This is a genomic window from Spirillospora sp. NPDC046719, assembly GCF_040645715.1.
GTDB lineage: Bacteria > Actinomycetota > Actinomycetes > Streptosporangiales > Streptosporangiaceae > Spirillospora.
Window position 1 is genome coordinate 1 of sequence record NZ_JBEYYT010000239.1, and the last position, 14,153, is coordinate 14,153.

The 14,153-nt window shown below is 74.9% G+C and carries 12 protein-coding genes; 5 read left to right on the plus strand and 7 right to left on the minus strand.

The features are described from left to right. The coding region (locus ABZ914_RS32010; protein WP_500197785.1) for a family 78 glycoside hydrolase catalytic domain at nt 1-2,595 on the minus strand (2,595 nt) is incomplete at its 3' end. Nucleotides 2,596-2,796: 201 nt separating this feature from the next. On the opposite strand from ABZ914_RS32010, the gene ABZ914_RS32015 reads away from it, so the two are divergent. Further along, the gene (locus ABZ914_RS32015; RefSeq protein ID WP_500197787.1) at nt 2,797-3,816 is read left to right on the plus strand and encodes an LLM class flavin-dependent oxidoreductase; all 1,020 of its coding nucleotides are present in this window, start codon (nt 2,797-2,799) and stop codon (nt 3,814-3,816) included. A gap of 83 nt (nt 3,817-3,899) precedes the next feature. After that, complete coding sequence (locus ABZ914_RS32020) at nt 3,900-4,355, plus strand: winged helix-turn-helix transcriptional regulator (protein ID WP_500197788.1); 456 nt, start codon at nt 3,900-3,902, stop codon at nt 4,353-4,355. A gap of 18 nt (nt 4,356-4,373) precedes the next feature. Here ABZ914_RS32020 and rfbH read toward each other — a convergent pair whose 3' ends face one another. From rfbH to ABZ914_RS32035, 3 genes are all read right to left on the minus strand, one after another. Beyond that, nucleotides 4,374-5,678 carry a lipopolysaccharide biosynthesis protein RfbH gene (gene rfbH / locus ABZ914_RS32025; RefSeq protein WP_500197790.1) on the minus strand — a complete coding sequence of 435 codons (1,305 nt, stop codon included), beginning with the start codon at nt 5,676-5,678 and terminating at the stop codon, nt 4,374-4,376. A gap of 169 nt (nt 5,679-5,847) precedes the next feature. Further along, complete coding sequence (locus ABZ914_RS32030) at nt 5,848-6,354, minus strand: GNAT family N-acetyltransferase (RefSeq protein WP_500197792.1); 507 nt, start codon at nt 6,352-6,354, stop codon at nt 5,848-5,850. A gap of 34 nt (nt 6,355-6,388) precedes the next feature. Beyond that, entirely contained in the window at nt 6,389-6,799 is a 411-nt protein-coding gene (locus tag ABZ914_RS32035) for a winged helix-turn-helix transcriptional regulator (RefSeq protein WP_190853210.1), read from the minus strand. Between the two features lie 47 nt (nt 6,800-6,846). Here ABZ914_RS32035 and ABZ914_RS32040 point away from each other — a divergent pair, with 47 nt between their 5' ends. After that, the gene (locus tag ABZ914_RS32040; RefSeq protein ID WP_500197794.1) at nt 6,847-7,716 is read left to right on the plus strand and encodes an MBL fold metallo-hydrolase; all 870 of its coding nucleotides are present in this window, start codon (nt 6,847-6,849) and stop codon (nt 7,714-7,716) included. Between the two features lie 16 nt (nt 7,717-7,732). On the opposite strand, the gene ABZ914_RS32045 is transcribed toward ABZ914_RS32040, so the two are convergent. Both ABZ914_RS32045 and ABZ914_RS32050 read right to left on the minus strand, forming a co-directional pair. Further along, the gene (locus tag ABZ914_RS32045; protein WP_500197795.1) at nt 7,733-9,109 is read right to left on the minus strand and encodes an NtaA/DmoA family FMN-dependent monooxygenase; all 1,377 of its coding nucleotides are present in this window, start codon (nt 9,107-9,109) and stop codon (nt 7,733-7,735) included. A gap of 13 nt (nt 9,110-9,122) precedes the next feature. Next, nucleotides 9,123-10,211 (minus strand): LLM class flavin-dependent oxidoreductase, encoded by a 1,089-nt coding sequence (locus ABZ914_RS32050; protein WP_500197796.1) that lies wholly within the window; start codon nt 10,209-10,211, stop codon nt 9,123-9,125. A gap of 240 nt (nt 10,212-10,451) precedes the next feature. Here ABZ914_RS32050 and ABZ914_RS32055 point away from each other — a divergent pair, with 240 nt between their 5' ends. Continuing rightward, the gene (locus tag ABZ914_RS32055; protein WP_500197798.1) at nt 10,452-11,669 is read left to right on the plus strand and encodes an SfnB family sulfur acquisition oxidoreductase; all 1,218 of its coding nucleotides are present in this window, start codon (nt 10,452-10,454) and stop codon (nt 11,667-11,669) included. Here ABZ914_RS32055 and ABZ914_RS32060 read toward each other — a convergent pair. Further along, nucleotides 11,666-12,673 (minus strand): LLM class flavin-dependent oxidoreductase, encoded by a 1,008-nt coding sequence (locus tag ABZ914_RS32060; protein WP_500197799.1) that lies wholly within the window; start codon nt 12,671-12,673, stop codon nt 11,666-11,668. The two genes, ABZ914_RS32055 and ABZ914_RS32060, sit on opposite strands and share 4 nt — an antisense overlap. Before the next feature lie 66 nt (nt 12,674-12,739). Here ABZ914_RS32060 and ABZ914_RS32065 point away from each other — a divergent pair, with 66 nt between their 5' ends. Then, on the plus strand, nt 12,740-14,050 hold the full coding sequence (locus ABZ914_RS32065; RefSeq protein WP_500197801.1) for an LLM class flavin-dependent oxidoreductase: 1,311 nt from the start codon (nt 12,740-12,742) through the stop codon (nt 14,048-14,050). Nucleotides 14,051-14,153: the final 103 nt, after the last annotated feature.

Here is a 14,153-nt window from a genome sequence, read left to right on the forward strand (position 1 = left end):
GGCGACCCCGCGCGCGGGGGTCTGTTCCTCCCCCCCCGGGCCCGCGGGCCCCCCGCCCGGGGGGGCGCCCTGCCCCCGCACCGCGGGGTGGGCGGGCAGCTCGGGGTCGAGCCGCACGCCGGCGACGTGGCCGTGCAGGAACTCGACGACGCTCGCCCGCGTCGGCATGTTCAGCGCCAGCATCGTGGCGCCGTTCGGGGCGATGCCGTCCCAGGTCTCCCAGAACGTGGTGCCGCCGTTGTCGATCACCGACATCCAGGACCGCGGCCCGGAGCGCAGCAGGAGTTCGTAGGCGAGGTCGAGGTGGCCGTTGTCGGCGAGGACGGGCAGCAGCAGATGCGTCGTCGGCAGCCCCGTGCCGGGCCGCGTGCCGGCGGCGCGGATCAGCTCCGCCAGCCGGTCCGCGGTCCGCGCCCGCAGCGCCTCGGGCACCAGGCCGTAGGCGAGCGCGCGCAGGTGCGTCGCCTGGGTGTCGCAGGCCAGCCGCCCGTCGGCGGTGATGAACTCGGCCTGCCACGCGGCGCGCACGTCATCGGCGAGGCGCCCGTACCGCTCGGCGTCCCCGGTCCGGCCGAGGACGCCCGCGATCCTGGACAGCAGCCGGGCCGACCGGTGGAAGTAGGCGGTGGCGAACGCCGCGTGGTCGCGGGACTCCATCTCCTCGACCACGGCGGCGGTGAAGGAGTCCAGGTCGGTGGCCCAGGTGGTGCGCCGCCCGCCGAGCGACGCCGGCCGCCGCGGCGACACCGGGCGCTGCGGCGGCGCGGGTTCGAGGTGCTCCCCGAAGTGGTAGCCGGTGTCCCAGAGGAACTCCTCGTGCGGTGCCGGGACGGGCCGCGCCGCGCGCCGGTCGGGATGCCTGCGGTCCCGCGCGATCCGGGCCACGCGGTCGACCCACGCGGTCATCGACGGGTACTGCCGCTCCAGCAGGCCGTCGTCGCCGTAGGCCCGCCACGTCTCCCAGGGCACCACCACGGCCGCGTCGCCGAAGCCCGCCTGGCCGTGCGGGATGGCGAACCGCGCCGTCAGGCTGCGCGGGCCGAGGGGGTCGGGCGCGTAGTTGCGCACCGTCCCGTCCGGCCACTGGTCGGCGGCGAGGTCCGCCAGCCACTTGGCGCTCAGCCCGGACACGTCGTTCAGCAGCCGGGCGCCCCGGATGTTCCACCCGAAGTCGGTCCATCCGGCGAGCTCGCGGGTGATCTCGGCCGTCGGGACGTCGCACGCCTGGTTGCGGTAGGTCCAGTAGGCGATCTCGTGGAGCCGGTCGAGCCGGTCGTCGCTGCACCGGAACCAGCCCGTGCGGGGCAGGTCGGAGCTCACCGCGACCGCCGTCGCGCCGCCGGCGGTGATCGGGCCGGGATGCCCGTCCACGCGCAGGTAGCGGAAGCCGTGCCGGGTGTGCCGCGGCTCGAAGGCCGGGCCGTCCGGACCGGCCGAGACCACCCGGTCGGTCTGGATCCCGCGCGCCGGCGTGTACCAGTGCAGGGTGGCCTGCCCGCTGGCGGTGTTGACGTCGGTGCCGTCGGGTGTGAGCGCCTCGGCGTGCGTCAGCGACAGCACCGTGCCGCGCGGTCCGAGGTCGGTGAGCCGCACCCATCCGCCGAGGTTCTGGCCGAAGTCGATGATGTGCCGGCCCCGCTCCGGCCGGGTGATGGCGACCGGGCGGAGTTCCTGGAGCCGCCGCACCGGCGGAGCGGGCGAGGAGACCAGCCGGGCCGCCGGGCGCTCGCGCACGGCGACCGGCGCCCAGCCGTCCTCGACCGGCCCGGGGGCGCTCCACCCGGCCGGCTCGTCGCGGAGGTCGGCGGCGACGCCGTCGAAGAAGTCGGCCGCCTTGACGGCCCCGACCGCCGACCGCCAGCGCGGGCCCGTCCCCGCCACCGTCGACGTCCCGTCCTCGTGGTCGGCGTGCAGCTGGACCAGCAGCGCGGTGCGGTCGCCGAACCCGTCGGGGAGGCGGTGGTAGGAGGTCCGGCCGCGGAACCAGCCGTCGCTGAGGACCGCGCCGAGCACGTTGGCGCCGGCGCGGACCGCGGCGGTCACGTCGTACGCCTGGACATGCAGGTGGTCGCGGTAGGCGGTGAAGCCGGGGGCGAGTTCGGCGTCCCCGACCCGTTCGCCGTTGAGGAACAGCTCGTACAGGCCGCGCGCCGTGGCGTACACCCGTGCCCGGACCACCGAGCGGTCGACCGTGAACTCGCCGCGCAGCAGGTAGCCGGGCCGGAAGCCCGCCGGCGGCACCTCGTCCTCCGCGGGCCCGACCCACGCGGCGGCCCAGTCGTCCGAATCGAGCAGGCCCATCTCCCAGGCGGCGGGCTCCGACCAGGCGCTGGTGCCGGCGTCGGTGCGGACCCGCACCGCGCATCGCACGGGCTCCCGCGACGCGAGCGGCGGGCCGCCGTAGGGGACGAACAGGCTGCGGTCCGACGCGACCCACCCGGTGTCCCACGGCCGGTCGCCCGCCCGGCCGCGGATCCGGTAGGCCCGCTGCGTCCGGGTCCCGGGCGGCAGCCGCCAGCTCAGCCGGGGCGCCCGCTCGGTCAGCCCCAGCGCCGCGGGCCGGTGCTCCAGCCGCAGATCGGTCGGCGCGGACACACCTCACCCCCTTTCGGACCATTTTCGATCGCCTGCGGGCACAGGAAAGCACGGAACGGGGTGGTAACAGCAATGTTCCTTCTTCCGGCGCCGTCGCCCACCGCCTACGTTTGGCGACTGGAGAAAGGCGATCCGCCTTCAACGGAATCGCGGGCGCGCACGAATGGGAATACGGCGGTACCGATCGTGAAGTTCTTCGGGGTGGCTCCCATCCGTTTCCTGGATTCCGCGGGCGCGGACGAGCCCGCCGCGACGCGCGCGAGCTTCGGCCGCACGGTCGCCACCGCCCGGTACATGGAGGAGCTCGGCTTCGACGGCTTCGGGGTGGGCGAACGCCACCACTGGCCGTTCCTCTCCAGCGCGCCGCCGGTCGTCCTCGCCCACGTGGCGGCGCTGACCAGCAGGATCCGGCTGTTCACCGGGGTGACCCTGCTGTCGATGCTCGACCCCGTGCGGGTCGCCGAGGACTACGCGACCCTGGACCAGCTGTCCGATGGGCGGCTGGAGCTGATCGTCGGAAAGGGCGCCGGGCCGGGCGGCGCGATGTTCGGCCTGGCGCCCGACGAGCAGCGCCCCGCCCTCGCGGACAACTTCCGGCTCCTGCACGAGCTGTGGACCAGGGACGAGGTCTCCTGGCCGGCGGGGCGGCGGCCGCGCCTGGACGGCGTGCGCACCCTCCCCCGGCCGCTGCGCGGGCGGCCCAGGATCTGGCACGGGAGTTCGTCGTCGGCGGAGTCGGTGGCCCTCGCCGCCGAGTACGGCGACCCCGTGGTGTTCTCCAACGCGGGCCTGTCCAGCGAGAGCGCCCGTCCCCTGGTCGAGCACTACCGCGCCGAATGGGCGCGGCGCGGCCGTCCCGCCGACCGGCTCTTCACCGGCGCGGGCACGCCGGGGTTCCTCGTGGCGAAGACCTCGCAGGCGGCGATCGCCGCGTACCGTCCGGCCTACGAGCGCCTGGTCGCGATGCAGCGCGGCATCGGCGCCCGCCCGGCGTTCCCCACCGTGGAGGAGTTCGTCGCGCGCTCGCCGGCGCTCGTCGGCAGCCCCGAGCAGATCATCGACAAGGTGCACCGCCAGCACGAGGTGTTCGGCCACTCGCTCATCGTGGTCAGCGTCGACCCCGACGGCCTGTCGGAGCACGACCACCGGACCTCCCTCGAACTGCTCGCGACCGAGGTGGCACCGGTCCTGCGCACCGCACTCCCCGATCCGCCCCCCTGACCCGCCCCTGCCGGGCGGGCATCGGTTGCCCGCACGGACGGGCGCGTGCGACGCTGAGGCGTCCGCACCGGGGAAGGGAACCGATGACAGCAGGATCTCGGCTGCCCGACGACGTCGAGCCCGACACGTGCGCCGCCTTCCGCGACGCCCTCGACCGGGTCGGCAGCAAGTGGGGAATCGCGATCATCGCGGCGGCGAGCGACGGGCCCATCCGGTTCGCCGAACTGCACCGGTCGATCCCCGGCATCAGCCGCCGCATGCTGACCCTCACGCTGCGCACGCTGGAACGCGACGGGCTCATCACCCGCACCGTCCACCCCACCGTGCCCCCGCAGGTCGAGTACACCGCCACGGCCCTCGCCGAGGAGCTCTTCGCCTCCACCCGCGCCCTCTCGGCCTGGGCCGAGAACAACCACGCGAAGATCGCCGCCGCGCGCGCCGCCTACGACGGCGGCGAGGCCGCCCGGCAGGACGAGCACGCCGAGCAGGACGAGCACGCCGAGCCCGCGGCCCGGGTCCCGACCGAGCCGCGGGCGTGACGCGCGGCGTGCCGCGGGCTACCGCCGGCTCGTGACGAAGTCCCTGATCGTGCCGATCACGTAGTCGATCATCTCGTCGGTGAGGCCGGGGAAGACCCCGATCCAGAAGGTGCGCGCGGTGATGACGTCGCTGTTGGCGAGGCTCCCCGACACCCGGTACTCCCTGCCCTGGTAGGCGGGCTGCCGGGTGAGGTTGCCGGCGAACAGCATCCGGGTGCCGATCCGCCGGTCCTCCAGGTGGGCGACGATCTCGTCCCGGTCGAACGGCGCGTCGGCGGCGACGGTGATGACGAAGCCGAACCAGCTCGGATCGCCGCCGGGCGTGGGCTCGGGCAGCAGCAGGCCGGGCAGGCCGTCCAGGCCCTCGCGGAGCCGCCGCCAGTTGCGGCGCCGGGCGGCGCCGAACTCCGGCAGCCGCTTGAGCTGCGAGAGCCCCAGCGCCGCCTGCAGGTCCGTCGTCTTCAGGTTGTAGCCCACGTGCGAGAACGTGTACTTGTGGTCGTAGCCGTACGGCAGGTCCCCGAACTGCTGGGTGTAGCGCTTGCCGCAGGTGTCGCAGGCCCCCGGCTCGCACCAGCAGTCCCGGCCCCAGTCGCGCAGCGACTCCACGATCCGCGCGAGCCTCGGCCGGTCGGTGGTGACGCAGCCTCCCTCGCCCATGGTCAGGTGATGGGCGGGGTAGAAGCTGACGGTGCTGAAGTCGCCGAACGTCCCGGTCGGCCGCCCCTGGTACTTCGCGTCGACGCCGTCGCAGTTGTCCTCGACGAAGAAGAGGCCGTGCTCGGCGGCCAGCTCGGCCACCTCGGCCGCCGGGAAGGGGTTGCCGAGCGCGTGCGCGATCATGATGCCGCGGGTCCGGGGGCCGATCGCCTCGGCGACCCGCTCGGCCGTGGTGTTGTAGGTGCCGAGCTCGACGTCGACGAAGACCGGCACCATCTGGTTCTGCAGGATCGGGTTGACCGTCGTCGGGAACCCCGCCGCGACCGTGACGATCTCGTCGCCCGGCTTCAGCCGGTCGGCGCCGATCTCCGGCTGCGTCAGCGCGGTCAGCGCCAGCAGGTTGGCCGAGGACCCCGAGTTGGTCAGGTGGACCTTGCGGCGCCGCAGGGTCCGTCCCAGCTCCCGCTCCAGCGCGAGCGCGCTCGGCCCCGCGGCGATGCGCATGGTGAGCGCGGCCTCGACCAGCGCGACGCGGTCGTCCTCGTTCAGGTCGGCGCCCGAGGGCATCACGAGCGTCTCGCCCGGGACGAAACGCCGGCTCCGTTCCCTCTCACGGTGGTATTCGCGGACCAGTTCCAGGATCAGGTCCTGGGAGTCACCCATCATCGCCTCCAGGCGGCGCCACGAAGCACGCTCCTCGCCCCCATCAAAGCGATGGACCGCGCGCCCGCGTCCCCTGTAGGCCCCCCTTATCGTCCGGATGAAACGCGACCGGTGAATTCGCCGGGGTGCCGCAATCCGGCCGTCCGTCGCCGGTCGCGGGGCGGCACCGTCAGAGGGTTTTCTCCATGCAGATCGAGAAAGTCAGCCACTCGTACGGCGGAAAGACCGGAATGCGGGTGTAGCCCTCGCGCTCGTACAGCCGGACGGCGTCCGGCTGCCGGTCCCCCGTCTGCAGGACGACGCGGGACGCTCCGAGGGACCGGGCGGCCCTCTCCGCCGCCGTCAGCAGCGCGGTGGCGGCCCCCGAACCGCGATGCGCGGGCGCGACGTACATCCGCTTCAGTTCGACGCCGTCGCCGTAGCGCCGCAACGCGACGTGGCCGATCGCGGTCCCGCCGGCGTAGGCGACGCCGACGTACACCACCTGCTCGGCCTCGACGCCGAGCGTGCCGTCCACCTTCCGCTCCGGGTCCGCCGCCGCGGCGAGGATCTCCGCGACCCGGTCGGCGTACCGGCTCTCCATCTCCGCCTGCATCGCGTCCCGCAGTTTCGCGGCGTCGGGATCGTCCCACCCGGTGGCGCGAACCTCGTAGCCCAGGTCATCCGCCATCCGCATCGGACATCCCCCAGAGGATCGAGGCTTTTCCAAGTTAATCAGTAGGAATATATGCCATCCGGGGCAGCTCGGCTGCGTGCTCGGCGGCCCACCGGCCCAGGGCGGCGAGCTGCTCGCGCAGCGACGCTCCGACCTCGGTCAGGGCGTACTCCACGCGGCCCGCCCTGCCGGGAGCCGGAGTGCGGCTCACGAGCCCCTCTTCCTCCAGCGTCCGCAGGGTGCGGGTGAGCACGCGGCGGCTGATCCCCTCGATGGCGCGGTCCAGCTCGTTGAAGCCGTGCGGCCGGTCGGCGAGCAGCCGGATGACCGCCGGGCTCCACTTGTCGCCGACGCGCCGCAGGACGCCCGTCACCGGGCACGCGCCGTACTCGGCGGCGGTGACGACGACCCCGCGCTCCACCGCTCCGGACGTCACCGGGCGAGCGGACGGCACGTCAGTGGACATGAAAGTTCCTTCTTCCGGTCCCGCCTGGGCGTCACGAAGATCAGCGTATGCGCACGTTCGACATCGGCGCGGTCTCGGTGACCCGGATCCCGCATTTCGAGAATCTGCCCCTGACCCCCGCCGAGCTGCTCCCCGGCACCGGCCCGGATCTCTGGGAGGCGAACCGCTCCTGGCTCGCTCCCGACCACTGGGACCCCGGCTCCGGCCGCGTCCGCGTCTCCGTGCACAGCTGGCTGCTGCGCAGTGCCGGGCGCACGATCCTCATCGACACCGGTCTGGCCCCCGACCCCCGCCAGGAGGGCGTGCCGGCCGGCGGCGACCTGCCGGCGGCGCTCGCCGCCGCGGGCGTGGCGCCGGGCGACGTCGACCTCGTGGTGTGCACCCATCTGCACGCCGACCACGTCGGCTGGAACACCCGCGAGGACGATGGCGAACACGTCCCGTTCTTCCCCCGGGCCCGGTACCTCTTGTCCGCCGCCGACCTCGCCTTCTTCGCCCCGGACACGCTGGTGGAGGAGCCCGGGCGCAGCGCCGCCGTCCATGCCCGGTCGGTGGAGCCGGTGCTGCGGTCGGGGCAGGCGGTCGTCTGGGAGGACCGCTTCCTCATCGACGAGAACCTGCGGCTCGACCTCGCCCCCGGGCACACGCCCGGGCACGGGGTGCTCGCCGTGGAGTCCGAGGGCGAGCGCGCGCTGTTCGTCGGCGACCTGCTCCACACGCCCGTCCAGCTTCTGGCGCCGGACGCCTCCAGCTGTTTCTGCCACGACCCGTCCGCCGCCGCCCGGACCCGCCGCCGCGTCCTCGAACGGGCCGCGGACACCGCCGCGCTGGTCGTGCCGGCCCATTTCTGCGGGCCCGGCGCCGTCGAGATCGGCCGCGACGGGACGCGGTTCACGGCCCGCCGCTGGGTCCCCTGACCATCCGGGCCCCTTCCTACGGGTTCAGCGGGGGCAGGTCCAGGTGCTCGCGCAGTGTCTCGCCCTCGTAGGCGGTGCGGTACGCGCCGCGCTCCTGCAGTTCGGGGACGAGCTTGTCGACGATGTCCTCCAGCGCGGAGGGGATCAGGTACGGCGTGATGTTGAACCCGTCGACGGCACGGGTGCGGACGTAGCGGACCCACTCGTCGGCGACCTGGGACGGTGTGCCGACGAAGGCGGGGTGTCCGGGCGCGACCTCCCGCGCCAGCTCCAGCATCGACAGGCCGCGCTGCTCGCTCTGCTCGCGCCACCGGGCGATCAGCGCGTGCTTGCCGGTGCGCCGCTCGATGGGGATGGTGCCGCGCGACGGGTCGAGCTCGCCCTCGACGGGGTCGATGTCGGGAAGCGGCCCGTGCGGGTCGTACCCGGACAGGTCCGTCCCCCAGTACTGCTCGAAGAACGTGATCGCGCGCGGTGCGGACATCTGCTCCTCGCGCACCCAGCGGGCGCGCTCGCGGGCCTCGTCGGGTGTGTCGCCGAGGACGACGGAGGCGCCGGGAAGGATCCGCAGCGAGTCGGCCGAGCGCCCGTACCTGGCGAGCCGCGCGCGCAGGTCCGCCGCGTAGGCGACGGCCTTGTCGTACGGGGTGTTCGCCGAGAACACCACGTCGGCGCGGGACGCGGCGAGCTCCCGGCCGCCGGTGGAGTCGCCTGCCTGGAAGAGGACCGGCCGGCCCTGCCGGCTCGCGGGGACCGTGGCGACGGCGCGGAGGTCGACCAGGTCGGTGCTGCGGGCGACCTCGCCGATGGAGCCGGGCCGGGCCCAGCTCTTCGCCTCCCCGGTGGCGGCGACGGCGTCCGGCTCCCAGGCGTTCCACAGCGCGGTGACGGCGTCGACGAACTGGCCGGCCCTGTCGTAGCGGCGCTCATGCTCCAGCCAGCCGCCGTGGCGGAAGTTCGCGCCGGTCCACGCGTTGTCGGTGGTGACGATGTTCCAGCCGGCGCGGCCGTCGGACAGCAGGTCCAGGCTGGCGAGCCGGCGGGCCAGGTCGGCCGGGAAGTTGTAGGTGGCGTTCTGGGTGGCGACCAGCCCGATCCGCTCGGTGACCGCGGCGAGGGCGGACAGCTGCGTGATCGCGTCGGGACGGCCGGCCACGTCCTGGTCGTGGACGCGGCCCCGGTTCTCCCGGACCCGCAGCCCCTCCCCGAGGAAGAACGCGTCGAACAGCCCGCGCTCCAGCAGGCGGGCGACCTCGACGAACGTCTCGATCGCGACATGGTCGGCGGCGGCCGGATCGTTCCACACGAGTTGCGGGCCGACGCCGGTGTAGAAGACGCCGAGGTGGACCCGGGCGTGCGGATCGTAGGGGGCGCCCGTGGCGGCTTCGGTCATGGTCGAGTTCCCCTCAGGAGGCGGCGGTGAACCTGTTCGCGGGGCGGGGCAGTCCGAGGGCGTCCCGCAGCGTCGCGCCCGTCGCGGGCGGGCGGTGCAGGCCGGCCGCCGCGAGGGCGGGCAGCACGTGCTCGGCGAGCAGGGGCAGGTCGGCGGCGAGGACGGCCGGATGCAGCCGCACCCCGTCGACGGTCCCGGCGAGGGACCGCAGCAGGCGGGCGAACCCGCCGGCGGACCCCACGTACCGGAACCGGCCGGTGTCCGGCCAGGCGGCGGACTCCTCCAGCCGGGCGGCGCGTGCGGCGGCGGAGGCGTCGGTCCCGCCCAGGACGACCTCGATCTCGGCGAACGCCAGCGGGGCGCCGGCCTCCCGCGCCTCCGCCGCGCGTTCAGCGAGGGCGGCGGTGTCGTGCCCGCCGACGAGGGCGATGTCGGCGCGGGCGCCGAGGCCGAGGGCGGCCGGGGCGAGGACGACGACCTGGCCCTGCGGCGGCCGGGGCGTGATCAGCGGGCCCTTGACCGTGAACCGGGCCCCTGCGAAGTCGATGTGGTGGACCCGGTCGGCGTCCAGGAACCGGCCGGTGGCGGCGTCCTTGATGACGGCGCCGTCCTCCCAGGAGTCCCAGAGGAGCCGGGCGGCGTCGACGACGTCGCGCACCTCCCGCCGCAGTTCCTCCGGGGCGAGCGGGGCCGCGCCGATCGTCGCGAGCGACTGCAGGTCGTTCGCGGCGCCGACCAGCCACGCCGCCCGGCCGCGGCCGGCGTGGTCGAGGCTCGCGAGCTGGGTGGCGAGATGGAACGGCTCGGTGGTCGTCACGTGCAGGGCCGGCGCGAGGCCGATCCGCTCGGTGATCGTCGCGGCGAACGCCGCCCGGGTGCCGGCCTCCAGCCGCCCGGCGGCGTTGACGCTCGCGTGCGGCGGGACGGGCGCGTCGTCGAACGTGGCCAGCGTGAAGCCGGCGGCCTCGGCGGCGGCCACGCCGTCGCGCAGCGCTCCCGCGGTGAGGACCGCGCCGGGTGGTCGCCCGGAGTAGCGCCATGCGGCCGGATGGGCGCCGTCGCCGTCGAGTTCGATGGCCGTCGGCAGGCGGGGTTCACTCATGCGGCACCCTCCGGTTCGCGGTCGGGAGCCGTCCTCCGCCGGGCGGCCCGAACCTCTGCGGGGAACAGTAGGCACGGCTCGCTGTTACCGTCAATACCTACCGTTAAAGTAGGAAATCGCCACGGCCCGGCATGGACACCCCGCCCCCTCCCCCGACGGCACCCCTCCCGGAGGGTGCGGGCGATGGCCGCCTCGGCTAATTCCATGTATAACCGACCTAGTTAATAGGAAAGGATGACGATGACGAGTCCGACCACGACAGCGCCTCCGGCGCTCTCCGACGCCGCGGCGGTCGAGGCGGCGCGCGCCTATGCCGCCCGGATCGCGCCCGGAGCGATCGAGCGGGACCGCGAGGCCCGGCACCCGGCCGCCGAGCTGGACGAGCTCGCCGCCACCGGGCTGCTGGCCGTCTCGGTCCCGCGCGAGCACGGCGGCGGCGGGGTCGCCGCGAGCACCGTCGCCGAGGTGTTCCGGATCATCGCCGCGGCCGACCCGTCGGTGGCGCAGCTGGTGCTCGCGCACTTCGTGCTGACCGCCCTGCTCGGGCAGGCCGGCACCGAGGCGCAGAAGGAGTTCTTCTACGGGCGGATCACCGCGGGCGCGCGGATCGGCAACGCGACCGCCGAGCGCGGCACCAAGCACGTCTTCGACCGGCTGACCGCGGTGACGCCCGACCCGGCGGGCGGGTACCGGCTCGACGGCCGCAAGTACTACACCACCGGCGCGCTCGGCGCGCAGTGGATCGGCGTGGCCGCCTCCCTGGAGGGCGACCAGAACCTTCCGGTCACCGCGTTCGTGCCGGGCGACGCCGAGGGCGTGGAGTTCGCCGACGACTGGACGGCGTTCGGGCAGCGGGCGACGGCCAGCGGATCGATCGTGTTCACCGGCGTCCACGTCCCGGCCGAGCGGGTCCTGCACCTCGGGCCGGTGCCCGCCGACCCGCCGCCGCTGATCCTCGGCGCCTACGACCAGCTCCTGCACCTGGCCATCGACGTCGGCATCGCCCGCGCGGCGCTGGAGGAGGGCGCCGCCTTCGTCCGGGACCGCTCGCGCCCCTGGTTCGAGTCCGGCGTGGAGCGGGTGTCGGACGAGCCGCACGCCGTCCTGCGCTTCGGCCGGCTCACCACGCTGCTGCACGCGCTGGAGGCGCTGTTCGAGCGCGGCGGCCGCGCCGTCGACGCTGCCCTGGCCGCCCCCGCGCTGACGGACGAGAACACCGCCGCCGCGTCGCTGGCGGTCGCCGAGGCCAAGGCGTACGCGCAGGAGGTCGCCGTCCAGATCGCCTCCGACGTCCTGGAACTCGCCGGGACCAGCGCCGCCGACGCGAGCCACGGCCTGGACCGCCATTGGCGCAACGTCCGCACCCACTCGCTGCACGACCCCGCCCGCTGGAAGTACGTCCACATCGGCAACCACACCCTGAACGGGACGAACCCGCCGCGCTACCCGCTCATCTAGGGCTGGGGGACGGGGGCCGGGAACACGCCGGGGCCGTCGGGCAGCAGGTCCGCGGCCTCCGGCAGTCCCAGCCGGGCGCGCAGCGGGCCCGCGGGGAGACGCTCGCCGGCGTGCAGCCGGCCGGCGAGTTCGATGGCCTCGCTCGGGTCGGAGCCGGTGGGACGCAGCACGATGCCGTCCGCCTCGGACGCGGCGGCGATCGAGGCGCGCAGGGCGGCGACCGTCGTGCCCGGCGGGACGTCGACCACCGTGAACAGCAGGGGATGGCGGCCCGGATCGGCGAAGTACCGGCCGGACGCCGCGTCGACCGCGGACCGCGCGCCGGACACGAGCCCCTGCGGGACGATCACGATGTCCGCCACGTCGGCGGCGGCCTCGAGTTCGTCCGCCCGGTTCGCCCACCAGCCGACGACGGACGCGCCGTCGCGGGGCGCGGGGAGCGTCAGCGGGCCCGCGACCGAGTAGACGCCCTGGTGGTCGGCGCGGCGGATCCGGTCGCCGCGGGCGAAGATCCGCTGCTCGCGGTCGGCGACGATGGCGTCGTACGGCCAGGTCTGCTCGAGTTCGCGCGTCGCCGACGCCAGGTCGTGCGCCTCCTCGGCACCGGCGCGCCGGGTGAGCTCGGGGCCCTCGCCGCGGGCCCGGCCGGCGGCGGCGAGCGGATCGGCGACGCCCAGGACGAGCCCGGCCCGGCCGCGCGTCAGGTGGCCGAGGGAGGCGACCCGCCGCGCGAGGTTGTACGGGTGGTCCCGCACCGGCGACGACGCGAAGAGGAACGCGGCGGTGGTGGTGCGGGCAGCGAGGACGGTCGCGAGCATGCTCGGGTCCACGGTGCGGTCGGCGCCGGCCTCGGCGGGCGCGACGCGGTCGGCGCCGACGACGGTGAAGGCCAGCGGCGCGCGGTCGAGCAGCGAGGCGAGCGCGTCCTCCGCCTGCACGGCGAGCGCCTGATCGCCGGTCAGCGCCAGCGCGAGACGCGGCCGTGCGCCCTCGAGATCCGGCATGAGAACTCCTAATTTCCTATATTGTCGGTAGAGTTAGTTGAGTTTATGGCATCGAGGAGAGCGTCCATGTCCCGACCCCGCACCGGCCATGTCCTGCTCGGCGTCAACGTCCTGGTCCTCGGCTACCTGCCCGCCGCGTGGCAGTCGCCCCGGCTGGGGCCGGACGCCTTCGTCGATCCCGAGTACTGGCGCACGATCGGGCGCCTCGCCGAACGCGGGACGCTCGACGCCGTGTTCCTCGCCGACGGCCCCGCGCTCGGCGACCCCTCCCACGACGCCAACGCGGGCCGGCTGGAGCCCACGGTCACCTGGGCGCACGTCGCGGCCGCCACACGCCGCGTCGGCCTGGTCGTCACCGCGTCCACCACCTTCAACGACCCGTTCGAGCTGGCCGAGCGGCTGCTGTCCCTCGACCTGCTCTCCGGCGGGCGCGCCGGCTGGAACATCGTGACGACCCGCGGCGCCGCGGCCGCCCGCAACTTCGGCCTGCCCGACGTGCCCGGACGCGACGACCGCTACGACCGCGCCGAGGAGTTCGTCGAGGCCGTGCTCGCGCTGTGGGAGTCCGCGCGCACCGGGGAGCCGGTCGACCACCACGGCCGCTTCCTCGACCTGGCCGGACGCCTGCGGGTGCCGCCGTCGCCGCAGGGCCGCCCCGTGCTGCTGCAGGCCGGCGGCTCCCCGAAGGGCCGCCGGCTCGCCGGCCGGTTCGCCGAGGGCGTCTTCGCCGCCGAGCTGACCAAGGAGGGCGCGATCGAGCACTACCGCCAGGTCAAGCGGAACGCCGTCGCGTTCGGCCGGCGCCCCGACGACGTCAGGATCCTGCCGGGGCTGCTGCTCAGCCTCGGCAGCACCGAGGAGGAGGCCCGGCGCCGCAGCGACGAGCTGCACGACCTCGGGCCGGCGTCCTACTCGGCGCAGTGGCTGTCCCAGGCGATCGGGTTCGACGCGTCCACCCTGCCGCTGGACGAGCCGTTCCCCGAGGAGGTCCTCGCGGCGCCCGCCGACCCGCAGACCTTCACCGGCAGCCTGGGGTTCCGCGAGTCGATCGTCGAGCAGATCCGCCGGACGAACCCGACGGTCCGCGAGTACCTGCGGCAGACCCGGTACACCGGGTCGGGCCACGCGGGCTTCGTCGGGACGCCCGAGCAGCTCGCCGACCACATCGAGGACTGGTTCCGCTCCGGCGCGATCGACGGCTTCAACCTCCAGCCCGACCGCCTCATCGACGGGCTGGAGGTCATCGTCGACGAGGTGGTGCCGCTGCTGCGCGCGCGGGGCCTCTACCGGCACGAGTACGAGACCCGCACGCTGCGGGAGCACTTCGGGGCCGCCTCCCCCACGCCCGGACCGTCCGCGGTCGCCCTCCCCGCCTGAGCGGGCCGGCGGCGGGGGGGCGGGCCGGCGGGGCCCCGGGGGGCGGGGGGGCCCGGCGGGGGGGGGGGGGGGGCGCCCCCGGGGGGGGGGGCAGGCGGAGCCT